The sequence below is a fragment of the Gimesia chilikensis genome, from assembly GCF_008329715.1.
GTDB lineage: Bacteria > Planctomycetota > Planctomycetia > Planctomycetales > Planctomycetaceae > Gimesia > Gimesia chilikensis.
Window position 1 is genome coordinate 394,453 of record NZ_VTSR01000005.1, and the last position, 24,405, is coordinate 418,857.

At 53.7% G+C, this 24,405-nt stretch carries 20 protein-coding genes and 4 tRNA genes; 8 read left to right on the top strand and 16 right to left on the bottom strand.

From position 1 onward, the window contains the following. Window positions 1-24: 24 nt before the first annotated feature. From rpmG to FYZ48_RS05890, 7 genes are all read right to left on the bottom strand, one after another. Window positions 25-180 (bottom strand): 50S ribosomal protein L33, encoded by a 156-nt coding sequence (gene rpmG / locus FYZ48_RS05860; protein WP_144980952.1) that lies wholly within the window; start codon window positions 178-180, stop codon window positions 25-27. 115 nt (window positions 181-295) lie between these two features. After that, a complete protein-coding gene (tuf, locus tag FYZ48_RS05865) occupies window positions 296-1,492 on the bottom strand; it encodes an elongation factor Tu (protein WP_149338423.1) in 1,197 nt (398 codons plus the stop codon). A gap of 146 nt (window positions 1,493-1,638) precedes the next feature. Next, window positions 1,639-1,711: transfer RNA gene (locus FYZ48_RS05870), tRNA-Thr, on the bottom strand. Between the two features lie 39 nt (window positions 1,712-1,750). Then, a tRNA-Gly gene (locus tag FYZ48_RS05875) sits at window positions 1,751-1,821 on the bottom strand. Window positions 1,822-1,862: 41 nt separating this feature from the next. After that, a tRNA-Tyr gene (locus FYZ48_RS05880) sits at window positions 1,863-1,944 on the bottom strand. An 84-nt stretch (window positions 1,945-2,028) separates the two neighbouring features. Then, a tRNA-Thr gene (locus FYZ48_RS05885) sits at window positions 2,029-2,101 on the bottom strand. 447 nt (window positions 2,102-2,548) lie between these two features. After that, window positions 2,549-4,219, bottom strand: a complete 1,671-nt coding sequence (locus FYZ48_RS05890; protein WP_145045011.1) for a sigma-70 family RNA polymerase sigma factor — start codon at window positions 4,217-4,219, stop codon at window positions 2,549-2,551. Between the two features lie 690 nt (window positions 4,220-4,909). On the opposite strand from FYZ48_RS05890, the gene FYZ48_RS05895 reads away from it, so the two are divergent. The 8 genes from FYZ48_RS05895 (at window position 4,910) to FYZ48_RS05930 (ending at window position 16,005) form a co-directional block, all read left to right on the top strand. After that, window positions 4,910-6,532, top strand: a complete 1,623-nt coding sequence (locus tag FYZ48_RS05895) for a DUF1549 domain-containing protein (RefSeq protein WP_149338425.1) — start codon at window positions 4,910-4,912, stop codon at window positions 6,530-6,532. Between the two features lie 24 nt (window positions 6,533-6,556). Beyond that, entirely contained in the window at window positions 6,557-7,840 is a 1,284-nt protein-coding gene (locus FYZ48_RS05900) for a DUF1501 domain-containing protein (RefSeq protein WP_149338427.1), read from the top strand. A gap of 256 nt (window positions 7,841-8,096) precedes the next feature. Next, on the top strand, window positions 8,097-10,169 hold the full coding sequence (locus tag FYZ48_RS05905) for a hypothetical protein (protein WP_149338429.1): 2,073 nt from the start codon (window positions 8,097-8,099) through the stop codon (window positions 10,167-10,169). A 35-nt stretch (window positions 10,170-10,204) separates the two neighbouring features. Continuing rightward, complete coding sequence (locus FYZ48_RS05910) at window positions 10,205-11,071, top strand: hypothetical protein (RefSeq protein WP_149338431.1); 867 nt, start codon at window positions 10,205-10,207, stop codon at window positions 11,069-11,071. 83 nt (window positions 11,072-11,154) lie between these two features. After that, on the top strand, window positions 11,155-11,454 hold the full coding sequence (locus FYZ48_RS05915; protein WP_145045021.1) for a (2Fe-2S)-binding protein: 300 nt from the start codon (window positions 11,155-11,157) through the stop codon (window positions 11,452-11,454). 35 nt (window positions 11,455-11,489) lie between these two features. Then, window positions 11,490-12,239, top strand: coding sequence for an ABC transporter ATP-binding protein (locus FYZ48_RS05920; RefSeq protein ID WP_149338433.1), 750 nt, complete (start codon window positions 11,490-11,492; stop codon window positions 12,237-12,239). Further along, window positions 12,239-14,623, top strand: coding sequence for an ABC transporter permease (locus tag FYZ48_RS05925; protein ID WP_149338435.1), 2,385 nt, complete (start codon window positions 12,239-12,241; stop codon window positions 14,621-14,623). Before FYZ48_RS05920 ends, FYZ48_RS05925 begins: the two co-directional genes overlap by 1 nt. A 2-nt stretch (window positions 14,624-14,625) precedes the next feature. Next, entirely contained in the window at window positions 14,626-16,005 is a 1,380-nt protein-coding gene (locus FYZ48_RS05930) for an efflux RND transporter periplasmic adaptor subunit (protein ID WP_149338437.1), read from the top strand. A gap of 5 nt (window positions 16,006-16,010) precedes the next feature. On the opposite strand, the gene FYZ48_RS05935 is transcribed toward FYZ48_RS05930, so the two are convergent. The 9 genes from FYZ48_RS05935 to FYZ48_RS05975 all read right to left on the bottom strand — a co-directional run bounded on the left by FYZ48_RS05935 (window position 16,011) and on the right by FYZ48_RS05975 (window position 24,278). Further along, window positions 16,011-16,649: an Hsp20/alpha crystallin family protein gene (locus tag FYZ48_RS05935; protein ID WP_149338439.1), complete on the bottom strand. Its 639-nt coding sequence runs from the start codon at window positions 16,647-16,649 to the stop codon at window positions 16,011-16,013. Between the two features lie 209 nt (window positions 16,650-16,858). Next, window positions 16,859-17,110 carry a (Na+)-NQR maturation NqrM gene (locus FYZ48_RS05940; protein WP_145192543.1) on the bottom strand — a complete coding sequence of 84 codons (252 nt, stop codon included), beginning with the start codon at window positions 17,108-17,110 and terminating at the stop codon, window positions 16,859-16,861. A gap of 2 nt (window positions 17,111-17,112) precedes the next feature. Further along, complete coding sequence (locus FYZ48_RS05945) at window positions 17,113-18,183, bottom strand: FAD:protein FMN transferase (protein WP_242022415.1); 1,071 nt, start codon at window positions 18,181-18,183, stop codon at window positions 17,113-17,115. After that, window positions 18,170-19,393 (bottom strand): NADH:ubiquinone reductase (Na(+)-transporting) subunit F, encoded by a 1,224-nt coding sequence (gene nqrF, locus FYZ48_RS05950; RefSeq protein ID WP_149338441.1) that lies wholly within the window; start codon window positions 19,391-19,393, stop codon window positions 18,170-18,172. Before nqrF ends, FYZ48_RS05945 begins: the two co-directional genes overlap by 14 nt. Window positions 19,394-19,436: 43 nt before the next feature. Next, the gene (gene nqrE / locus FYZ48_RS05955; RefSeq protein WP_145045036.1) at window positions 19,437-20,048 is read right to left on the bottom strand and encodes an NADH:ubiquinone reductase (Na(+)-transporting) subunit E; all 612 of its coding nucleotides are present in this window, start codon (window positions 20,046-20,048) and stop codon (window positions 19,437-19,439) included. Window position 20,049: 1 nt separating this feature from the next. After that, complete coding sequence (locus FYZ48_RS05960) at window positions 20,050-20,673, bottom strand: NADH:ubiquinone reductase (Na(+)-transporting) subunit D (protein ID WP_145192549.1); 624 nt, start codon at window positions 20,671-20,673, stop codon at window positions 20,050-20,052. A gap of 1 nt (window position 20,674) precedes the next feature. Next, window positions 20,675-21,478 carry a Na(+)-translocating NADH-quinone reductase subunit C gene (locus FYZ48_RS05965; protein WP_145192552.1) on the bottom strand — a complete coding sequence of 268 codons (804 nt, stop codon included), beginning with the start codon at window positions 21,476-21,478 and terminating at the stop codon, window positions 20,675-20,677. Next, entirely contained in the window at window positions 21,468-22,712 is a 1,245-nt protein-coding gene (locus FYZ48_RS05970) for an NADH:ubiquinone reductase (Na(+)-transporting) subunit B (RefSeq protein WP_149338443.1), read from the bottom strand. Before FYZ48_RS05970 ends, FYZ48_RS05965 begins: the two co-directional genes overlap by 11 nt. A 219-nt stretch (window positions 22,713-22,931) precedes the next feature. Beyond that, window positions 22,932-24,278 (bottom strand): Na(+)-translocating NADH-quinone reductase subunit A, encoded by a 1,347-nt coding sequence (locus FYZ48_RS05975; RefSeq protein ID WP_149338445.1) that lies wholly within the window; start codon window positions 24,276-24,278, stop codon window positions 22,932-22,934. Between the last annotated feature and the right edge of the window lie 127 nt (window positions 24,279-24,405).

The following is a 24,405-nucleotide window of genomic DNA, read 5'->3' on the forward strand; positions in this document are numbered from 1 at the left end:
TCACAAAATCCCGGTCAGCAAGCCTTATTTCTTGCGCGACTCTTTGTGCAATGTGTGACGCCGCAGCTTGGGGCAGTATTTCATCAATGAAAGCCGCTCAGTGCCGCGAGTCTCCTTACTGACCCGATAGTTTCTCATACCAGTCTCAGTACACTCTAACCAAACATATTCACGTGCCATAACAGCCCTCAGTCCCCACGGACATCAATTTCACAAATCAACTGTAACTTGAAGATGTCCACCCTGCCAAAACAGGGTGGACACCACTTATCTTCAAACCGAAGCGATCGTTCGACTACTCGACGATCTTGGTAACCACACCAGAACCGACGGTACGACCACCTTCGCGAATCGCGAAACGGCTACCTTCGGACATAGCGATTGGCTTACCGAGTTCAACTTCAACTTCAACGTTATCACCAGGCATACACATTTCTGCGCCACCCAGCAGCGTGGTTGAACCGGTTACGTCAGTGGTACGGAAGTAGAACTGAGGACGATATCCGTTGAAGAACGGAGTATGACGACCACCTTCTTCTTTGCTCAGCACGTATACCTGACCTTCGAACTTGGTGTGCGGAGGAATGGAACCGGGAGCAGCCAGAACCTGACCACGCTCGACGTCTTCCTTCTTGGTACCACGCAGCAGGATACCAACGTTGTCACCGGCCAGACCCTGATCCAGAGTCTTCTGGAACATTTCAACACCGGTACAGGTTGTTTCCTGAGTGTCACGCAGACCGACGATTTCAACCTTGTCACCAACGTTGATCTTACCAGCTTCGATACGACCGGTTACCACGGTACCACGACCAGCGATAGAGAACACGTCTTCGATCGCCATCAGGAATGGCTTGTCTGCTTCACGCTCTGGAGCAGGAATGTCAGCATCGAGAGCATCCATCAGCTCGCCAATGCAGGCGTTGAACTTTTCGTCGCCGGGGTTATCCAGAGCACCCTTAGCGTTACCACGCACGATGGTAATGTCATCGCCGGGGAAGCCGTATTTGCTCAGCAGCTCACGAATTTCCATTTCAACCAGCTCGAGCAGCTCTTCGTCATCAACCAGGTCACACTTGTTGAGGAAGACAACCAGAGCAGGCACGTCAACCTGACGAGCCAGCAGGATGTGCTCACGAGTCTGGGGCATGGGACCATCAGCAGCAGACACAACCAGGATCGCACCATCCATCTGGGCAGCACCGGTGATCATGTTCTTGATGTAATCCGCGTGACCGGGACAGTCAATATGAGCGTAGTGGCGAGTTTCGCTTTCATACTCCACGTGACTCACAGCGATCGTCACAGTCTTGGTTTCGTCACGAACGGTTCCGCCCTTCGCAACATCAGCATAACTCTTGAGTTCAGCAAGACCCTTGTGAGCCTGAACTGCGAGCAGTGACGCAGTCAGAGTGGTCTTACCATGGTCGATGTGTCCAATCGTACCAACATTTACGTGCGGCTTTGTTCGCTCAAAGACTTCCTTAGCCATCTCTCTTTAAAACCCCTTTTTCAGGCCCGCACTCGAGGACCTGAACAATAAAACCAACAAAACAATTAGCGAGGTAAAAACAGGAGTCACCCCTCGCACGCAAGAGGCACACACCTCCTGAGAACCACATTTAACGATAATCAAAAAGCTGCTGATGGGACTTGAACCCATGACCTCGTCCTTACCAAGGACGCGCTCTACCGACTGAGCCACAGCAGCAATTTTTGAGAATTAAACCGAAACGCGTTTCTATTCAAAAGCGGGTGAAGGGAATCGAACCCTCACGACCAGCTTGGAAGGCTGGGGCTCTACCATTGAGCTACACCCGCGTCTAATTTTACGTGACTCAGTCACTTCCAATCCTTTTGAATGGGGGAAGCAGGATTCGAACCTGCGAAGGCGTAGCCACCAGATTTACAGTCTGGCCCCTTTGGCCGCTCGGGAATTCCCCCTCCCAACCAGCCGAAGCTGGAAGTCACAAGTTGTAATCTGGCAACAATTTAAATTATAAAACTGCCTCAAATCGCAACTAAAAGAGCTAGCGGTGGGAATCGAACCCACAACCTTCGGTTTACAAAACCGATGCTCTGCCGATTGAGCTACGCTAGCCTGTCAAACTGAGACTAAACTAGCAGGCTTCAAGCCTCATGAACCTGAACAACTCGCCTGGCTAAAGAGGTACTTTCCCCGCCGAAACTCAGTAAGCAGCTCAATATAGCAATCAGAGACCTGCTTGCAAGTGAGAACGACAGGCTGATTAGAAAAAATTGTTATCTTTTCTTAATGCTCTATGCCTATGCGGTCTAAGATTTTCCAACTCATTGGAATCTGTTTTCAGATCGGCAGAAAACGCCGCTTCGTCCATGGGTTTCACAGCCTACTGACTTGCCTCCTCAAGTTCAATGAACAAAGCTCGAAAGGCCTGCAATCCAGACAGAAAACCGGCGCACAGGTTCACAGCGCATACAAAAAGCAGGCATGATTTCACAGAATCATGCCTGCTCAAGGGGAGAACTCACTAACAGATCCAGTAAACCGGAACTGATGAGCCTGCTTTTATATTCCCGGGATTTCCACCCGTTCCACCTGGGTAATCCGTCGCAGTTTTTTCAGAGCACGGGATTCCAATTGACGAATCCGTTCTTTCGTGACTCCGAAGCGATCGCCTACCTGTTCAAGTGTCTGAGGTTCATTGCGGGCATTCAAACCATAACGGTAGATCAGAATGTCCTTTTCCCGACCATCCAGCTGGTCCAGAATACTCATGATAACTGCATGTTGCTTCTGGTTGATTAACTCTTCCCGGTACTGACTTTCCCGTTCATCAGTCGACTGAAAGAACAGTTCGTCGTTCCCCGTACGGAATCGGTCGAGGACCTTGTATTCCGCCGGAATTGACCGGGCGTAGTTTTTCATAATTGCCCAGCTGGCGTAGGTCGAGAATTTATTACCTTTGGTGTAATCAAATTTTTCGATGGCACGAATCAGAGACATATTGCCGTCGCTGACCATTTCGAAGAAGTTACCGCCCGGACGAATGTGCCGCTTGGCAATCGAAACCACCAGTCGCAGGTTACTGCGGATCAGGAAGTTCTTAACGTCCGTGCTTTCATCGAGCAGCTTCTCAATCTGATCCATGTCCCGGGCTTTAGGGCGATTCGGATCCAGTTTTTCCTGAATCTGTGCCGCCTTGTATTTCAGGAAGTTTAATTTTCTGAAGTAATAAGCCTCTTCTTCCCGCGTGAGCAACGGAATGGAGTACAGGCTGGCCAGGTACGGAGGCAGCCCGGGAGGCGTACGTACTTTCTCATTCGACTTATCGACTTCCGGAGCCGGTCCCAGAATGACCTTTTCCGCACCGGACTGATCGAATTCGTCGCTGTGCATGTAATCGATGGTCTGGGCATGCAGGCGCGCTGCCCGTGCTTCGGAGATAATCCGATAGATGCTGGCCTTAGTCCGGCAGTAACGCCGCGCCAGCTTATCTACGGGAATGCCCCGTCGGAAGCTGTTGTAGATATCACGTTTCTGCTGATCCGTGATCTTTTCTGGTGCGTTCGGAAATATCGCCAATTCTGGATTCTCCCGATCAAAATTTTTCAGGGTATAACGAATCGTTTCTGGTGAACGATTCATGTGCCGTGCGATACGACGACTGATCTCGGCGGGGCAGCCCCCATACCGGGCAAGTCGTCTGGCGCGGCGTAAAATTTCTTCGCGATCTTCGTCACTCAACTGGCTGAAATTCATGCTGCGGGCGACATGGCCTTTATTGTTTTGCAAATAACGATCCACGGATGATTTCAGAAACCCGACACGCATCCGACCATTAAACCGGAAGCGGCGGCTGACCAGCCCTTTATCGCGCCAACGGTCGACAGTCTTGGTAGAAATGTTGAACTTCTTACTCAGATCCTGGACGGTGAAAACGTCTTCTTCCACGTCTTCGACGTCAATTTCAGCGCTCTCGGACAGGTCCTCAATGAAGCACCGCACATCATGCATGACGTCGCTGCCGTTGATCATCAGGTCCGGGTAGATCTCGGAGCGATATGTGGTGATCTGTTTGCAGATTTCCGGGTACTGATACTCCTGCTCCAGATCAATCTCTGTGAGCAGCGCTTCTGCACGGTCCATCTGCGCCAGCTTGACATCGTGAGGTGCATACTTCACCTGTTGATCTGCCAGCTGCTTCATGGCCGGATTGTTATATTTTGAACTGATCATTATTCCCCACCCTCTTTTATGAATGTTCCGGGAAACCCAGCGTGTCCGTCACAATGTTGTCTCCGGGTTTTCATCTCTTCTACGTATGAAAAGACGAATTTGAGAGTAAAAAGTTCACACATAAATTATTTTAGCCAAAGAAAGTTGGAATTCACCTGCAGATTGCCCTTTAAACCCGATTCCATCACTCAAAACGAACGGTATCCTGTTTATTATCAAACACTTACAAAAGTGACGCGTAATTTACCTCCATACTGACGAGAGCCCCTTACTCCTTAAAAACAATACGATTTGAACTCCCAGGGACTCCCAAAAATTACAAAAATGTGTGAGATAGCTCACATTCCGAAGCCGACACCCTGTCTTTAAAAATAGTATACATACGATTTTCCGTTCTGTCAACCACTTTGTACACCACCCTGTCGCGGAACTCTCTTCAAGCCCATCTTGTGTACATATGGATTGAAATGAATAAATTTCTTACCGTCAGCTGTCGTGAATCCATCAAGATCTCTTTACCTTTGTTCGCAGACAGATACGATAAAAGGTGCTGGTTTCAGCGGTTTCCGAGCCCGAAGTACACTGTCTCCAGCATCCCTGTCTAATATTAGTACGTATTTCGTGCGTTCTGCATTTGAAGTATCTCAGTTGGAAACTTCAGCTTATTCTCTCTGAATAGCGGGTAATCTCATGTTGCAGCGTGGTTCCAGTTCTCTCCGCAAGCGTCCTCATCAATGGATCACTCTCGTTGCATTGATTTGTTTGACGCTTTTGGCAACTTCTTCAGCAGCACCCCGCAAGAACACCAAAAAGAAGCTCCCCCCGCTGAATCTGCCTCCCCTGAAAACTCAGGAACAGAAGATGCAGCTGCTCGGCTACATTCGGCAGAACATGCCCACGCTTCGGCAGGGGAGTCGCGTGAGCTTCAGCTCGCAGGACCTCGACAAAGCACTCGCATTGGAGTTGGGAGACACTATTTCCCAGGCGGCACCACTGATCGACGATGAAACCTTTATCCGTCGTGCCTCACTCGATCTGACCGGCACCTTGCCCTCCGCCGAAAAAATCAAAACGTTCGTTGCTGATCAGAATTCAAATAAACGGTCTGACTACATTGATGAATTGCTTGAAACAGAAGCATACGCGCGTAAATGGGCCCGTTACTGGACCTCGGTCATTTTCTACGAAAGTGAAGCCAACAAGCGGCGGGTTAATCCCGAAGCGCTCGAAGACTGGCTCGCAGAACAATTCCGTAAAGGCGCCCCCTGGGATTACATCACGGTCATGCTGATTTCAGCGACTCCCGAACGAAACAAGAAGAAAAAGAACGATTACGGTCAGGATTACGGGCCCAACAACTTCGTCCTCGCCTGCGAAAACAAATCGACCGAGCTGGCTTCTGAAACGGCCCGCATCTTCATGGGCATCAGTATTCAATGTGCTGAATGTCACGATCATCCCTTTGACAATTGGAAGCGAATTCAGTTCCACGAACTCGCCGCTTTCTTTCACCCCTACACCTACAAGATGCCCTCCCAGGAAGACCCCACCGTCAGCACCGTAGTGAAACCCCGCTTCCTGCTCGGTGAAAAACCTTATGAAAACATGAAGTCCGATGCCCGTCGCGTCTCGATTGCCGCTTACCTCGCTTACAATCCTCAGAACTACTGGTTCGCCCGCGCTTACGTGAACCGTATCTGGAGTGAGCTGATTGGCGATGGCTTCTACGACGTAGACAGCCTGGGACCGGACGGCGATGTCGTTCACAAGCCGATCGTCAATCGCATCGCGGCTAACTTCCGCTACAAGGACTTTGACCCGAAATGGGTCTTTCGGCTGATCATGAATTCCCAGGTCTATCAGCGGGAAATGCGGACCATGGACTCTCCCTCCGAACTCTTTACGGCCATCCGTCCTTCCCGGCTGCGACCGGATGTGGTCGCCAATTCGGTCTCGCATGTGATCGGCGAAAATCCCCAGTTGCGGAAAGAGATCGACACCGTCTTCGACATGAATCCCTCTCTGCCCCAAAGCACCCTGGAAGGCTCGATTCAGCAGGCTCTACTGCTCATGAATCAGCGGGAACTCCAGCAGGCATTGTCGCAGAGTGAACTCAAACAGAAACTGCTGGGTATCACATCGAACGAGGAACTGGTGCAGTCACTCTATCTGAATGTGCTGGCCCGTAATCCTACGCCGGATGAACTTCAGCGCAACGTCAGCTACCTGCAAAGCTCCGAAAAACGGGACGAAGCGGTAGAAGACCTGCTCTGGGTTCTCGTTAACTGCACCGAATTTCGTACCAAACGCTGACAGCTCAAACACGGGAATCACCCCATGCAATCCGATGCGCTCCTCCATCTGAATTTAAATCGCCGCGGGCAGTTCACCCGTCGGAATTTTCTGCAGGCCGCCGCTCTCGGTGTCGCCGGCTCACCGCTACTCAGTCAGATTCAGCTCAATGCTGCCGAAATGAAAAAGCAGGGTCGCGCCTGCATTCTACTCTGGCTGGCAGGTGCCCCCAGTCAGCTGGAAACCTGGGACCCCAAACCAGGATCTCCCAATGGAGGCGAGACCAGGAAAATCCAGACGCAGACTCCGGGTATCGAAATCGCCCACTACTGGCCCAAGATCGCGTCCGTCATGAATGACGTCGCCCTCATTCGCTCGATGACCGGTAAAGAAGCGGCCCACGAACGGGGCACCTATCATCTGCATACCGGACATCGCATGCTGGGGATCGAGAAGTTCCCGCACTTCGGCTCTGTCGTCGCCCGCGAACTGGGAGATCCGAATTCCGACATCCCCAATTTCGTCAGCATCGGACAGACGCTGAGCTCCGGTTTTCTGGGTGTGCAGGTTGCTCCATTCATCATCGACCGTCCCGGTCAGCTGCCCGATAACGTCACCAGCGATGCCTCCGCTGCCCGCCAGAGGCGACGGCTCGCTTTGCTCAGCCAGCAGGAGCGTGATTTCGCCCAGGCCGGCGCCGAAGCACTCGTGCAGGAGCAGAGCAAGCTCTATCAGAAAGCGAGCCTGATGATGACGTCCCCCCGCCTCAAAGCCTTTGAGTTCGATGGGGAATCCGAAGACATGCAGACCGCTTATGGTAAAAATCAACTGGGCCAGGGACTGCTGGTCGCCCGCCGCCTGGTGGAAGCCGGTGTCCCCTTTGTCGAAGTTCGCAGTACAGGCTGGGACATGCACAGCAGCATCTTCCGCAATATGGAGCGCCGCGCGGCTGATGTCGATCAGGGGCTGTCTCAGCTCCTCACCGACCTCAAGTCTCGGGGACTGTTGGAGAAAACGCTCGTCCTCTGCATGGGAGAATTCGGTCGGACCCCGAAAATCAATGCCCGCCCCCCTGCTCCCGGACGCGATCACTGGGTTCGTAATTTCAATCTCCTGATGGCGGGTGCCGGCATTAAAGGGGGACAGGCCATCGGTAAAACCGATGAGAACGGCCAGGAGATCACTGAAAATCCGGTACAGGTCGAAGACCTCTTCCAGTCCATGTGTAAAGCGATGGGCATCAACGCCGACATGGAACTGCACACCCCCATCGGTCGCCCCGTTCGCCTCGTCGATGGCGGCGCTGTGATCAAAGGCCTCTTCGGCTAAGCCTCTACCCAACGCTCCTCAAACAGTATCTTCGGCAGTACCCGACTTTTCCTGCCCCGTCTCGTGACAGGATGGCGATCGATGTCCGCAATTCACGAAACCCGGGTTAATCGAAAACAAGCTTCAAAAAGACTTGGCAGCACTCCGTGACAAAACGTATGATAAAGGAGAGAGCTGCTCCCTCTGCGGCGTTATGGCACACCCTTAACCCTTATTCAGATTCACTTTACGCAAATACGAATTTACAGGCCGATTCATGACCAGCATCGCTGTTCCTTGTCCGCAATGCAAAAAAAAGCTCAAACTCCGCGATAAAAGTCTGCTCGGCAAAAAAGCCCGTTGTCCGAACTGCAAGCACGCATTTGTCCTGCAGCTGCCCGAAACGGCGGCGGTCCAGAGTTCCAGCTCTTCGTCTGCAGCTCCTTCCACGGAGCCGACGCCCCCTCCCGCCCAACAACGACCTGAAGAAATAACACCTCCGCCCTCTTCTGCGGAAATTGAAGAAGTCAAAATAGATCTCGCGCAACCCAAGACTCCCGTCGTCGGTACGTCTGCGAAATGGGTTCCCGATGAACCCATTGAGCCGGCTGCTCCCACACCGCCTCAACCACAGAGTCAGTTCCCGCAGATTGATACCTCGGGCTCCGCTCCCGCAGCAACGGGAACTCCGCAAATCAACACCAATGAGTCAAGCGGCGGCGATTCAGCCGGTGGCTTCCCGAACATCGCCGTCGAATCATCTGAGAATGCCGGCGTTGCCCGCATGCGTGAGTTGCGCCGCAAAAACGCCAAGCGTCGTAACATCACCATCGTCTCGGTAATCGGCTTACTCCTGGTCGTCGGCATCGGCGGTTACTTCGCCTGGCCACAGGTTGAGCAGTCCATGACCGCTAAACCGGCGGCCCCGGTTCAACCACAGACTAACAATGCCACGCCTGCGGCTCCCGTCACTCCCGCTGTCAGCCAGAAACAAGAAGTCGCGGCCAGCCCGACATCCGGCGAGCCGATTCGACTACTTTACGTCCCCGCAGGCACCCGTGTGCTGATTCACATGCACCCCGCTGCCCTCTGGGAACCTGGTTCTCAGGGAGAAGAATTCCGTGCCTGTCTCGGGCCGCTGGGCATCTGGGCCGGACAGAAAATTAAAGACATCTGCATGCTGGAACCGGAACAGATCAAGGAACTCACCATCTGTCTGATCCTGGGCTCCCCCGGTGCTCCACCCGAATATGCAGCGGTGATTCGTCCCGTCGAACCTATCAAACGTTCGGCGCTGATCGCCCAGTTTGATGGACAGCGGCTGGATGACTACAGCTTTCCCGTATACTCGGGAGGCAAGAACTCTTACATGATCGTCGACGAAAACACTTACGTGATTGGCCCTCCGGGTGCAGATCGCGCCGCCGAGATGGCAGATGCCCGCGAGTTTGAAAGCAGCACTTCCCCGGGCATTGAATCGATCCTGAAACAGTCCGACCGGGACCGTCACCTCACACTGGTCTTCGATCCCGATGAAGTCCGCCGTCAGCAGGATGTCCTCGTCCCCGAAAAAGCACACCCCTTCCTCAATGAGTTTCTGGACTGGGTCGGGGATGATGTAGAAACCATCTCCTGGAGCATGCATCTGAATCCCGATGACTTCTATTCGGAATTCACTTTCCGCAATAACACGATGATCCGCCCCCCACAGCTGGCGAACAATCTCAAGAACAAACTCGACCAGCTGCCCCACGACATGCTCGAAGGGGTCCGAAAAATGAATCCGGGCACGGTCGGCAGCCGGAAAGTAATTGGTCGTTATCCTGCCATGCTCAAAGCCTTCAGTATGGCCAACAACGAAAAAACGGGCGAACGCTACGCACAGCTTGTCAGCAGTCTGCCCGAACGGGCCGCCCCCAACCTGGCACTCGCCAGCCTGCTCACCTGGGATGAATCGACGCGGACCAACTTCGACGTCGAAGTCAAACCACGGCCCACCGGTCCCAAACTGCCGGATAAGGTAGTCGACCGTCTGAAGATGAAAGTTGATGTCGACTTCCGCCGTACACCGTTGCAGGAAGCCTTTGCTTATATCGGCGAAGAAACCAAAACCAATATCGAACTCGATGGGGAAGCCCTCAAGCTGGTTGGTTATACGAAAAACATGCCCCAGACCATGAACCTCGGAATGGTTTCCGGGCTGGATGCCATTCAGGCGATTTTCAATGTGAAAGATCAGGATCAGTTATGTCTGGTGATTGATGAAGGTAAAAAAACTGCCACGATCACCAGTAAACCCTATGCGAAGAACAACAACCTGACGATCTTCGCGTTTCCACCGAAGCCGTAAGTTCCCTATCGGACTCGTAGTCGGGGTGATTACCCATGGATGTCACCACCTTTCATTGTCCACACTGTCGTGCTGCGCTCCGCATGCGCGGCAGACAGACCGCTGGCACCCGCTTCCACTGTCCCGACTGTGAACGACCGCTGCAAATCACGGCTGCTGAAGAAGGAACGCTCTCACTCTCTCCCGTTGAATCAGAGCCCGTCCCCCAGGGCCCGTCACCGCTGGCTCTGAAAACGACTGCCGCACTGACATCAATTCGCCAGGGTCTCAAATACCTGGCAGCCAGTCCCGTATTGCTGTCCTGGATCGTGGCCGGCACCGGAGGGTTGGCGATTCTGCTGATGATTCTGTTCGATGAATCACCCACGATCCCTCAACCTGAAATCGATGCGAGTGTCAAAGCAGACGATAACCAGGAACCAGCAGCAGATCAGCCACTGCTCCCCGAAGTCGCTGCGGAGCCAGAGCCCGGTGTACCAGAGCCAGCAGCTCCTGCTGTTCCAGCAGTACCAGCGCCCGATCAGTTTGCACATCAGACCCTGATCGCCGTCAAACCGAAACAGATCCCGCCGCTGGTGGCACGTAAACCGGATCCTCAGGACGAACCAGCGGTTCCCGCGACCGACGTAACGGTCGCCCTGCAAATCCCGATTCTCGAGTTTCGTCAATCCAAAGAAATACCGCTGAGCACATTGATCTCGCAGTTCGAAGAGATGCTCGACACCAAATTTCTGATTGCCGACAATGTCAAAAACGATCCGCGGTTACTCGAAACACCGGTCTCGTTCTCGCAGAAGAACACAAACCTCTCCCGCCTGCTGACGCAAATATTGAGTGAAGCGGCACTGACATTCTCTGTCAAATCAAATAAGATTTACATTGAAAGAGCGGAAGGCTCCTGAAGTCCTCCCGCGCCGTAAATCAAGTTCGCCTTGTCGCGAACCAGTCTGCCCGTCAGCGGGCTTAACCAAAGTTAGCTCTGCACGTGAAACTCGACGACAAAGTCTGTTACTGTTTTCATATCAGTAAACGCAAAATCATCAACCATCTTCGCATTCATCGCCCCCGCCGGGCCAGTCAATTGAGTGAATGCGGCGGGGCAGGCACGGGTTGTGGCTGGTGTGTCCCTTACCTGAAACGCTATTTCGCCGAATACGAAAAAGCGGCCGCCGAAGATTCCGGGAAGATCACGGATCTGGAAGAAGACACCATCACCGCTGAAGAATACGCCGAGCAGCGGGATCAGTACATCCAGAGTGGCAAAGGGACGCCCCCTGCCAGATGACCTCTTGAATTCTTACCTGTTCCGAGATCACAGTCATGCCCGCTTCTGAAATGAATTCCGTCCCCGCTTCTGCCGCAGAACAGGAAGTCCTGCTCTCGCTGCAATCGATTTCGAAAACGTACACGACGGGCGATGTGAAAGTACCGGTGCTGCACCATGTGGACCTTGAGATTTATGCGCGGGAATTTCTGGTTATCGTCGGTCCGTCCGGTTCGGGAAAGAGCACCCTGCTGAATATCGTGGGAGGCATCGACACGCCGACAGAGGGCGAAGTCTACTTTCAGCAACAGAATGTCTCCCGTTTTAACGAGCAGCAGCTCACGCGTTATCGTCGCGAAAACATCGGCTTTGTCTTTCAGTTCTACAACCTCGTGCCGACATTGACCGCGCGGGAGAATGTCATTGTCGCCGCCGACATCAGTGCCGACCCCATGTCCCCCGATGAAGCGCTGGAGCTGGTGGGACTCTCAGACCGCGCCGAGCATTTCCCTGCACAGCTTTCGGGGGGCGAACAGCAAAGAGTCGCCATCGCGCGGGCCCTGGTCAAACAGCCGGAACTGTTGCTCTGCGATGAACCGACGGGAGCTCTCGACTTATCCACAGGACGCAAAATCCTGGGCGTCCTGGCTGACCTGAATCGTGAGCTGGGCAAGACCGTTGTGATCATCACTCATAACTCGGCCATCGGACAGATGGCCCGCCGCGTGGTCCGCATCGGCTCAGGCACCATCGCAGAGGCCCGTCCGAATCCGCATCCCATTTCCGCTGAGCAGGTTACCTGGTAATGAAAGTGCTGCACCGGAAATTACTGCGAGAACTACTGGCGGCCCGCGGGGTTCTGATTGCCATCATCAGTATTATCGCGGTCGGCATCGGCTGTTTCATCGCCATGTTTTCGACCTACGATAATCTCGAGTATTCCCGGCAGAACTACTACCGACTCTGTCACATGGCTGACTTCTCGATCGAACTCAAGAAGGTCCCCCTGGGAGACCTGGAGGCGATCGCGCAAACGCCGGGCGTAACCAATGTCCTGCCGCGCATTGTCTTTGAAGTTACCGCCTCACTTGAGGACGTCGAAAAACCTCTCTCCGGAAAAGCGGTCTCGCTGCCCGAACATGAAAACGCACCGATCAACAGCATCGTCATCAAACAGGGCAGTTACTTCACCGATCAGCGACAGGAAGAGGTCATCGTCAACGATGCGTTCGCCCGTGCGCATAACTTGCGGCCCGGTGATCACATTCAGCTGATTCTCAACAACCGTCTGCAGGATCTGCTGATCGTCGGTACCGCCATCAGCTCGGAATTCGTCTATCTGATCGGTCCTGGCGGGCTCGTGCCAGAACCAGAAAGTTACGGTGTGTTCTACCTGAAACATGACTACGCGGAAGATGTTTTCGGATTTGAAGGAGCAGCCAACCAGATCCTGGGACACCTCGCCCCGCAGTACCAGAGCCCTAACCGCGTCCGCCAGATTCTGGATCAGTTGGAACTCGAACTGGAAGACTATGGCGTCTTTTCCACGACCCCGCTCTCGCAGCAGTCCTCGCACTGGTTCCTGAAAAATGAGATCGACGGTCTCAAAATCAGCGCCACTATTCTGCCCACCATCTTTTTGATTGTCGCGGCCCTGGCTTTGAATCTGCTCATGTCACGCATGGCCGAACAGCAGCGAACCGTGGTCGGAACCCTCAAAGCCCTGGGCTATTCCAATCAGGAGATGTTTCGGCACTTCATTCAGTTTGGTCTGCTGATCGGGGTGGCGGGAGGCATCCTGGGAACCCTGCTGGGCTACTCCCTGGCCGGAGCCATGACGGCTCAGTATCGCAACTTTTTCGAATTCCCCTCACTGACCAATCAGATGTATCCCCGTGTGATTCTGCTGGGCATGATGATCAGCGTCTTCTTTGCGGTGCTGGGAACATTCCGAGGAGTCCGTACTGTCGTGCGTCTCTCACCGGCGGAAGCGATGCGGCCCAAACCGCCGCTACGGGCCCGGCGGATTCTATTGGAACGGATTCACGTCTTCTGGCAGGCGCTCGACTTCCGCTGGCAAATGGTACTGCGCGATATCTTCCGGAATCGAACCCGCACCATTGGCGGACTGCTTTCCGCGACCGTCGGGGCGATGCTGCTGCTGGTTACCTTTTCCATGTACGACTCTGCCTTTGCGCTACTCAACTTTCAATACGATAAGCTGCTGCTCAGTGATATCGACCTGACTTTCAAAGACGACCACGACTACTCCGCGTATTTCGAAGCCCAACAGATCCAGGGAGTCGATTATGCAGAACCGCTGTTCCAGGTTGGCTGCACCCTGCAAAACGGCATCCACGAAAAGAAAACCGGCATCACCGGCATTCTGCGTGACGCGCGTCTGACCATTCCCCGCGATACCGAGGGGAACCGGGTTGAAGTCCCCCCTACCGGTTTACTGGTCACACGCAAACTGGCCGACATTCTGCACATCCAGGCGGGAGACTCGATCCGCATGATTCCCGTTTCCGGCGATCGCAATCCCCGCCAGGTCCCCGTCATGAAAATCATTGACAGTTACCTGGGGCTGACCGTTTACGCTGACTTCCATTACCTGAACCGTTTGATGGGCGAAGCCGATTCGCTGACCAGCGTGCAGCTCAAAACGAATCCCCGACCGGAAGTGACGCGGAAAATCTATCGACAACTGAAACAGGTCCCGGCGATACAGACGGTAAATTCCATCCGCGATCAGAAAGACAAACTGCAGGAAGTACTCGTCGACCAGATGATCGTGATGATTGTCGTGGTGATCGTCTTCTCCTGCCTGATTTTTTTCGGCAGCATTCTCAATGCGTCGCTGATTTCGCTTTCCGAACGTCAACAGGAAATCGCCACGCTGCGGGTACTGGGATACACTCCCGGCGAAGTCGGCTCGATCTTCCTCCGCGAAAGTTTCTCTGTTAATCTGCCCGGCATCCTGCTGGGGCTGCCTGCCGGTTACTGGGCTTCCAAAGGCATTAACATCGCCTACGATACCGAACTGTTCCGCATGCCATTTACCATCTACATGCTGAGCTGGGTAATGACGGTCGTCCTGGGCATCCTGTTTACACTGATCTCACACTGGCCGGTCCAGAAAACCATTCAGAAAATGGACTGGCTCCAGGCGTTGAATGTAAAGGAATAACCATGTCCCGAAAATCCATCCTGATCACAGTCGGCCTGCTGGCGGTGCTGGGTTTGTATTATCTTTTCAGCGAAGCGCCGCAACCGGTGGATGTCACAGCCGCGGAGACAGGCACCGTCAAGGCGTTCATCGAAGAACGCGCCAAGACCAGCCTGCCTCGCATCTACCGCATCGCCATGCCGCTCAACGGGCGGGTGATGCCCATTACCGTACAGGAAGATGAACAGGTCACCCAGGGACAGGTCATCGCGGAGATGGATACATCCGACCTGGATGCCGAAGTCGCGAAAGCCCGCTACCGCGTGGAACAGTATGCCCGCAAAATCATCGAACAGTCCGACAATCGCCTGGAAGACAACTCGCTCGACCAGTTCGATGAGTTCCTCAAATCGATGAATCTCACCGTCGAAGCCGCCAGCAAACAGCAGGATGCCAGTAAAGCCAAATGGACTTACGCGCGGGACGAGTACGATCGCAAGTATCAGCTGTTTCAAAAGAACGCACTGTCGGCCAGTGAACTCAGTGAAGCAGACCTGTTCAAAAAACAGAGTGAAATCGATTACCAGAAAGACATTCTCACCTGGCGGGCCCTGCAGGCCATTCAAAGTGCGATGCAGATTGGCAAAATTTCGATTCAGAAATACAAAGAGAAGAAAGTCCTCTCCGAAGCAGTCCTGCAGGAAGAGAAGAAAGAAGCAGAGTCTCAGCTTGAGCAGTTACAGCGCGACCGCAACCGGGCCACGATGCGGAGCCCCATCGATGGAACCGTGCTGGCGAAACACTTCTCCAACGAGCGTACGCTGCCCGCCGGCGAAATCCTGCTCGAGCTCGGTCAGCTGGATGATCTCGAAGTCGAAGCCGATGTCCTCTCTCAATACGTGGGCAACATCCACGTCGGTTCGCCCGTCGATATCGAAGGTCCCGCCATCGGTCCTGATCCCGTGCAGGGAAAGGTCAAACGGATCTACCCCAAGGGCTTTACCAAGATTTCTTCGCTGGGCGTCGAGCAGCAGCGAGTGAAGGTCATCATCGGCTTTGACCGCAACATCTTCAAACAGCTGCAACAGCAGCAGCGGACTCTGGGCACCGACTTTCGGGTGCGGGTGAAAATCTATACGGACATCAAACCGGATGTGGTCAAGGTTTCCCGCTCGACACTGTTCCGCAACGGATCAGGTCAGTGGCAGGCCTACGTGGTTCGTAATAACCGTACGGTGCTTGTCGATGTTGAACCGGGGGTGATGAACGATTTCGAAGCAGAGATCAAAACGGGAATCAAAGCCGGCGATCGACTGATCGTCGCCCCCAGCATGAATCTGACTTCGGGACAGTCAGTGGAACCGCACCTGATTAAGAACCTGGAGCGGCCCCCGGCCGACTGACCTGTTTAGAAGCTGGTGCCGGATGCACTGTTGATCGGAATCTGCCGTGGCTTTTCTGTCGAAGCCTTATCCAACTGGATGCTCAGAATTCCGTTTTGCACGGAGGCGGATACCTTATCCGGATCGACGGCAACAGGCATGGGTACCGAACGTCGGAATTGACCGGAAGGACGCTCACTCATCCGCACGGTCTGACCGGCGGTGGTTGTCGTTCCAGTGCTGCGGGTACCAGTCACGGTCAGCATATTGCCGGCCAGCGTGATATTGATCTCTTCGGCAGTGACACCGGGCAGATCAATATAGACCTGAACCTGCTCTTCCAGTTCCATCAGATCGACACGGGGAACCCAGACAGGGTCGTTACCAAACAGGCCCAGTCGATCCAGGGCCCGTTCTCCCTGCTCGACAGCGACACCCAGCAGCTTATCGAATTCGGTGCGCAGCCGTTCGATGGAATTCGGAATGCCCGTAGAGTCAGATCGCTTACCTTCGGTTGATTCCTGCGATTCCGACTGGCTGGATTCGGACTGTGCTGATTCTGAATAGGTAGAGTCGGCCTGTTCGGCCTGGTTCTGTTCCGTGGATGCTTCTTCGGTATGAATATAAACGGGATCCGGCTGGCCCGGTTGATCGGCAGATGACATGCTAAACTCCTCTTCCGAGTGCGACTTACGCCGCTCTCATTTCAAATGTGATGTTCCACAAAAGCGCTTCCCCTGCGGGTGGAATCCACTTTTGACTGTATTGTCTCACATCTGATTCGAACTGCCAGTAAAAATCTTGAAAATTACCGGCGGATTTTATGAGGGAGCTGTCATTGACTGACGATAGTAAGCCGATTGAAGCGATCAGACTATTTCGCGCCGGAGGTCAGACTGGTGTCTTCTTCCTCGACAGCACAGGAGCCGGCGGCCGTCGCGTGGTCGTGCTCTTTCATCTTGTCACCAACAGAGCAACCACCGCACTGGGAGCAGCCTTCGGCTCCTTCGATGTTGTTCAGACCGCCACATGAGCCTTTGATACACCGGTTGCTGAAGATCACACCAACGGCCATCCCCGCGAAGGCCAGGGCAAAGATTGCCAGAGCAAACAGGACTGTTGACATAATTACTGCTCCTCACCGAACTGCTTCTGCCAGGCAGGCGAGAAGCGTTCTGTAAAACCGGCGTCTGTTTTCACGATAAAATAAGCGGCGATGTCCCGCTCTTGTACCCAATTATACCCCTCAGCGGGGCCTAATACCATCAGGCATGTCGCGATCGCGTCGCAATTCATGCAGGTTTCCCCCACCACGGTCACCGAAGCGAGCCCATGAGTCGCTGGTCGCCCGGTACGGGGATCTATGGTATGTGAATAGCTGACGCCATCCACTTCAAAAAAATTACGATAATTGCCCGATGTCGCCATCGACAGATTGGACAGGGGTACAATCTTCTGCACCACCCGGGTTTCACTCACCGGCTTTTCGATGCCTACCTTCCAGGCTTCGCCGCGCTGATTGATGCCCCGGGCCCGCATCTCGCCACCGATTTCCACCAGGTAATTTTCGATACCACGAGACTCGATGAGTTCGGCAACCGCATCGACGCCATAGCCTTTTGCAATAGCCGACAGATCGACGTACACGTCGGGGATCAGTTTCTTCAGTGCCGCAGGTGACTCCTGCACCTGGATATGATGATAACCCACCTTCTTGCGGGCCGCTTCTATCTTCTCGTCTGCAGGCAGCGTCTTCTTGCCGGGATCCGGACCGAAGTGCCACAGGTTGACCAGTGGGCCGACGGTCATATCGAAGGCCCCGTCGCTGTCTTCACTCAACTTAAGACCGGCAGCGACGACTTTGACCACGGCAGGTGCTACGGGTAACCATTGATCGGGTTCCGCCTGGTTGAACAGGGACAGTTCCGAATCTTTGATGTAGGTCGACATCTCCTGGTTGATTTCCACGAGCAGCTGATCGATATCCTGTTTCAGCTGCCCGGTATCAACCTGTTCTGCTGCAGGGGAACAGACCGTAATGTGATAGGTCGTTCCCATCGTCGGCCCCTCGATCTGCTGCTTCTGTAATGCAGCAGAATCGGAGCCTGATTCATCGTTCCGGCATCCCGTGACCTGCAGGCAATACAGCAGCAGAGCGAGAGTCCAGAACCACGCGGATTGTCTGTTAACCGAAGTCATCGTAGCGGACGTTCTCAGGTTCAACTCCCAGATCATCCAGCATGTTACGTACGGCGGACAACATCATTGGCGGACCACAGATGTAGTACTCACAATCTTCCGGAGCAGGATGCTTACTCAGATATTCGTCCAGCAGCACCTGGTGGATGAAGCCCTGCAGACCGGTCCAGTTATCTTCCGGCATCGGATCTGAAAGCGCGATATGCATCTTGAAGTTCGGGAAGTCCTGTTCGATCGCCCGGAATTCATCTTCGTAGAACATTTCACGCATACTGCGGGCACCGTACCAGTAAGAGACCTTCCGGTTGGTTTTGCGTTCTTTGAAGAGTTCGTAGATGTGAGATCGCAGGGGAGCCATACCGGCACCACCACCGATGTAGATCATTTCCGCATCGGTTTCCTGGATGAAGAACTCACCGTAAGGACCGGAGATAGTAACTTCATCACCCGGTTTCAGATTGAAGATGTAGGAGGACATCTTCCCGGGAGGAGTGCCATCCGGTGCACGTGGCGGAGGTGAAGCCACACGCACGTTAAGCATGATGATTCCTTTTTCGCCTGGATAGTTGGCCATCGAGTAAGCACGGATGACCGGCTCTTCGACTTTGGACTCAAACCGCCAGAGATCGAACTTGTCCCAGTCTTCTTTATACTCGTCAGGAATATCGAATTCGCTGTATTTGATATGGTGCGGCGGAGCTTCGATCTGAATGTATCCACCCGGCTTGAAGTTCACGTCTTCGCCGACAGGCAGTTCCAGAACGAGCTCTTTAATGAAGGTCGCCACGTTGTCGTTGGACTTGACCTTACACTGCCATTTCTTGGTTTCGAAGACTTCGGGTGGTACTTCGATGTCCATGTCGGTTTTGACCGGCACCTGACAGGAAAGTCGGCAGCCTTCGCGGACTTCGCGGTTGTTAAAGTGAGAGCGTTCGGTCGGCAGGATATCGCCGCCGCCCTGGAGCACGCGAACTTCACATTGAGCACAGGTTCCCCCGCCACCACAGGCAGATGAAACGAAAATCTGATTCTCGGCGAGAGCGCCCAGCAGTTTCCCGCCCACGGGAACTTCGATTTTCTTCTGCTCGTTCACAGTAATTGTGACGTTACCGGAGGCAACCAGTTTTGATTTCGCGACCAGAATGATGGCGACCAGGGCCAGCACAATGCCCGTGAACATCACCACGCCTAACAGAATTTCTATACCCATGATTAAACTTTAACCGCTCAATAAATTAGGAAAATGTTAAGTCTCAGAGCTGGATACCGGAGAAAGCCATGAAGGCCATCGCCATCAGTCCAACGGTAATAAAGGTGATGCCCAGACCGCGTAATCCCGGTGGAACGTCACTGTATTTCATTTTCTCCCGCACACCCGCCAGTGCCAGAATCGCCAGTGCCCAGCCGACACCGGAACCAAAACCGAAGACGCAGCTTTCGGGGAAGTTGTAGTCGCGTTCCACCATAAACAGGGTTCCCCCCAAGATCGCACAGTTCACGGTAATCAGCGGCAGGAAGATCCCCAGCGAGTTGTAGAGAGCGGGAACGAACCGGTCGAGGGTCATTTCCAGGATCTGCACCATCGCCGCAATCACGCCGATGTAACAGATCAGACCGACGAAGGTCAGGTCGACATTGGGATAACCGGCCCAGGCCAGTGCGCCCTTTTTCAACAGATGCTGATAGATGATGTTATTGACGGGAACGGTAATCGTCTGAATGACGACCACAGCGATCCCCAGACCGAAGGCGGTCTTCACATTCTTGGAAACGGCCAGAAAGGTACACATTCCCAGGAAGAAGGCCAGTGCCAGGTTTTCGACGAACAGACACTTGATAAACAGGCTCAGATAATGCTCTAACATTTTATGCTTCCTCCACCTGATCGGTCTTCCAGGCTCTTAAAGCCCAGATGGTGAAACCGATAATAAAGAACGCGCTGGGAGGTAATAACATCAGGCCATTGGCATCATACCAGCCACCCTCGCGACTCAGTTTCAAAATGGTAACTCCAAACAGGCTGCCGGATCCGAACAGTTCCCGGAAGAAGGCAACCAGCATCAGGACTGCACTGTAACCCAGCCCGTTTCCAATTCCGTCCAGGAAGCTGATGCCAGGCTCGTTTTTCATCGCGAACCCTTCGGCACGACCCATCACGATACAGTTGGTAATAATCAGTCCCACGAACACGGACAGCTGCTTGCTGATTCCGAAGGCGAAGGCCTTGAGGAACTGATCGACCAGAATCACAAGTGAGGCGATGATCGTCATCTGCACGATAATGCGGATACTGCCGGGAATCTGCAGACGGATCGAAGCGACTGCGGCGTTCGAGCAGGCGGTCACCAGGGTTACCGCGATACTCATCACGAGTGCGGTCTCCATCTTGGTTGTTACCGCCAGAGCGGAACAGATCCCGAGAATCTGCAACGCAATCGGGTTGTTATTAAAAATCGGTCCGGTCAGAACCTCTTTTTGTCGTGAATTCATGTTACTTTCCCTCCTTTTCCCGAACCTGTTCGAGATAAGGCTTAAATCCTAGGTCACCCAGCCAGAAATCCAGCAGGTGGGTTACGCCGCGAGAGGTAATGGTGGCTCCCGAGAGGCCGTCCACTTCATGTTCCGCATTGGGGGACTCTGGATTGACACTCCCCTTAATGACTTCGATATCGGGCTGGAAGTCTTTGTTGTAGACTTCTTTGCCTTTCCACTGTGCCTTCCACTTAGGGTTATCAACTTCACCACCCAGCCCGGGTGTTTCCCCCTGTTCGTAGAAGGTCAAACCCTGCACGGTGGTCAGGTCGGTCTGCAGAGCCAGGAAGCCCCACATGGTAGACCAGAGACCTTTGCCGCGGACGGGCAGAACATACTGAGTCAACTGACCATTCTCATCGTTGATCAGGTAGACCCAGGAATAGTTTTCGCGACGTTTGATCCCGGCGATGTCTTTGCTGGGCTCGATTGCCGTGCTCAGTTTGGGATTGTCGATTGCCGCCTTCTGGTCGTATTCCGCAGGATTGGGGAACAGTTCCTTGTCGTCGGTTACGACTTTACCTGAGTCGAGATCAACGATAATCCCCTCAACCCGCTCGTCATAAATCTTCATGACGTTCTTCGCGTCATCACCTGGTTGGATCAGGCCCGCCACGGAGAGGATGTTCTTTTTACGTTCGATCTCTTTATTCAGTTCCTGCTTGCTGCGCAATCCGACCGCAGCCCCGGAAACCAGAATCGAGCAGACCACACACAACGTGGCCGATACGATAAATGTGAAACCTATTGAATCACGCGACATTTCGCGCCAACCTTCTTTTAATGTTTGCTTGAACCACGTAATAATCAATCAGAGGAGCGAAGACGTTGCCGAACAGAATCGCCAGCATGATCCCCTCTGGATACGCAGGGTTGACCACCCGAATCAGGATTGTCATTCCCCCAATCAAAATTCCATATAACCAGCGTCCGGTATCGGTCATCGCTGCGGAGACCGGGTCGGTCGCCATGAAGACCAGACCGAAGGCCAGGCCGCCGACAACCAGGTGCCACTGCGGAGGCATGGCGAACATCGCGTTGGTGTTGCTGCCAATCATCCAGAGCAGTGTCGCTAAGCCCATCGATCCAGCAAGCACACCCGCCATCACACGCCAGGAACCGACGCCGATCAGGATCAGGAAGATCGCTCCGAGGAGACAGGCCAGAGTTGAAGTTTCACCCATGGACCCCTGAATGGTTCCCAGGAACGCCTGCGACCAGGAGATACCAAGGCCTCCCTCAGAGATGGGATTGGTCACTGCTTTCATGCCGACTTCGGGAGCAGCGGTGGCCATCTGTCCCAGTGAAGTAGCACCGCTGAAGCCATCAACGGCAGTCCAGACTGTGTCACCCACGATCTGCCCCGGATAGGCAAAGTACAGAAACGCACGTGCTGTCAATGCGGGGTTGAGGAAGTTTTTCCCTGTACCACCGAAGATTTCTTTACCGACGACCACACCGAAGCTGATACCCAGTGCAACCTGCCAGAGCGGAATCGTGGGAGGCAGCGTTAACGGGAACAGCATCCCGGTCACCAGGAAGCCTTCGTTGATTTCGTGACGCCGCACGATACAGAATAGACCTTCCCAGGCCCCCCCTACCGCCATACAGACGATGTAAACGGGCAGGAAGTAGAGTGCCCCATGTACCAGGTTGGAGAGCAGGCTGTTCGCATCGGGAACCACGCCCAGCGAGGACATGATTGCACCCCGCCAGCCCGGTACCGATTCGATGCCCATGGTGCTCATCGCCGCATTGGCCTGGTACCCGGTGTTATAAAGTGCCATAAACACACAGGGCAGCAGAGCCACAATGACCATACTCATCATGCGCTTCAAGTCGATGGAGTCGCGCACATGAGAGGCTTCACTGGTCACTTCACCCGGCGTATACAGGAAGGTATCCTGCGCTTCGTAAAGTGGGTAAAGCTTCTCGAACTTACCCCCTTTATCGAAGAGGGGGTGCATCTTATCAAGAAGATTTCGTAACGGCTTCATTTCGAGGTTTATCTTTCCTGTTTGACAGCCCCTGAATCAGGCTCAGGCGGGCCATCAGCAACTTTGACTGTCTCTGACTGCGAGCCGAAACGAATACGTTTCAGAGCGATCAGTCAGGCTGACATCTTTCAAAACAAATTGAGTTATCCGGCTTACAATCACACTCAGTGAAGGCTTGGCGAGTTTCACAGTCAAAGCCCTTCCCGGGCCAACACTGTATCAGCCCTCGATTTCAATTTTGGTCAAATTGTCTCGCAGCAGTGATCCGTAGTTGTATTTGCCCGGGCAGACAAACGTGCACAACGACAGATCTTCTTCATCCAGTTCCAGGCATCCCAGCAGTTTTGCCTGTTCGGTGTCTTCCGTAATCAGTGCCCGCAACAGGAAGGTCGGCAGGATGTCCAGCGGCATTACTTTTTCATAAGTGCCGATGGGAATCATGGCTCGCTTACTGCCTTCGGTGGATGTAGTGAAAGGCACTTTCTTGCCTTTACCGGTCCAGGAAGAAGCAAACACAGGCACAACCGAGAACTTATTGAACCCGGGGCCCATCCAGCCCAGGAAGTCACGGTGTGTTCCCTCTTTGAGCGCGGTAACCTGTAATGCATAGCGGCCCAGGTAAGCAAACGGGCCTTCGGCTGTTCGGCCGGCGAGAGCGGAACCGGAAATCACCCGATCAACGCCTTCTTCGAGGTTGCCGTCTGTCAGGTCAGCCAGACTGGCTCCCATGATGGTTTTTACCAGTTTCGGATTCTTAACCACAGGACCCGCGATGGAAATTACGCGTTCGTTGTAAAGCTGACCGGTGGTGAAGAGTTTGCCAATCGCGATCACGTCCTGGTAATTGATGTACCAGACGGTTTTCTTATCGCTGACCGGATCGAGGTAATGAATGTGTGTGCCGGGGAGACCTGCAGGGTGCGGGCCGCCGAATTCTTCGACCGTCACAAAATCCAGATCGCAGCCTGGCAGATTGGTTCCCGGTGCTTTACAGAGATAGAGCTTGCCTTCGGTCAATGCCTTCAGAACCTGCAGACCCTGAGAGAATGCGCGGGGCTCTTCACTCAAAACCACTTCCGGTGGCGGAGCGAGAGGGCTGGTGTCGATGGCGGTCACAAAAATGGAATGCGGAGTTGACTCGGGTGAGGGCACTTTGCTGTAAGGACGGGTCCGCAGACTGGTCCAGAGTCCGGACTGCAGCAGGTTCTCGGTGACCTGTTCGCGAGTCAGACTGCCGAGCTGTCCTTCTTCGTATGAAGTGAAAGTCTCTTCTTCTTCGCCGGCGAGTTCAATCACCAGGGATTGAAAAACGCGTTTGGCACCGCGGTTGATTTCAGTCACTTTCCCGGCGGCGGGAGCGGTGTAGATGACACCTTCGATCTTTTTGTCGCTGAACAGCAACTGACCTTTTTTAACGGTATCACCGACCTCAACAGCCAGCGTCGGCTTCATACCGATGTAGTCCGGGCCGATTAACGCAACTGATCGAACTTGTGGCCCGTTTTCGATCAAAGCGGAAGGCTCACCTGCGATGGGCAGATCCAGCCCTTTTTTAATTGTAATCATTGAATTATGAACCTGAATGCAACGAGTGTTTCTGACTGACTCGCCTGATGTGGTATCAATCACCACCTGAATGCTGTACAAATCCGATTAAGGGCATTTCTGCAATGTGCTTGCTGGTTTTATAGGC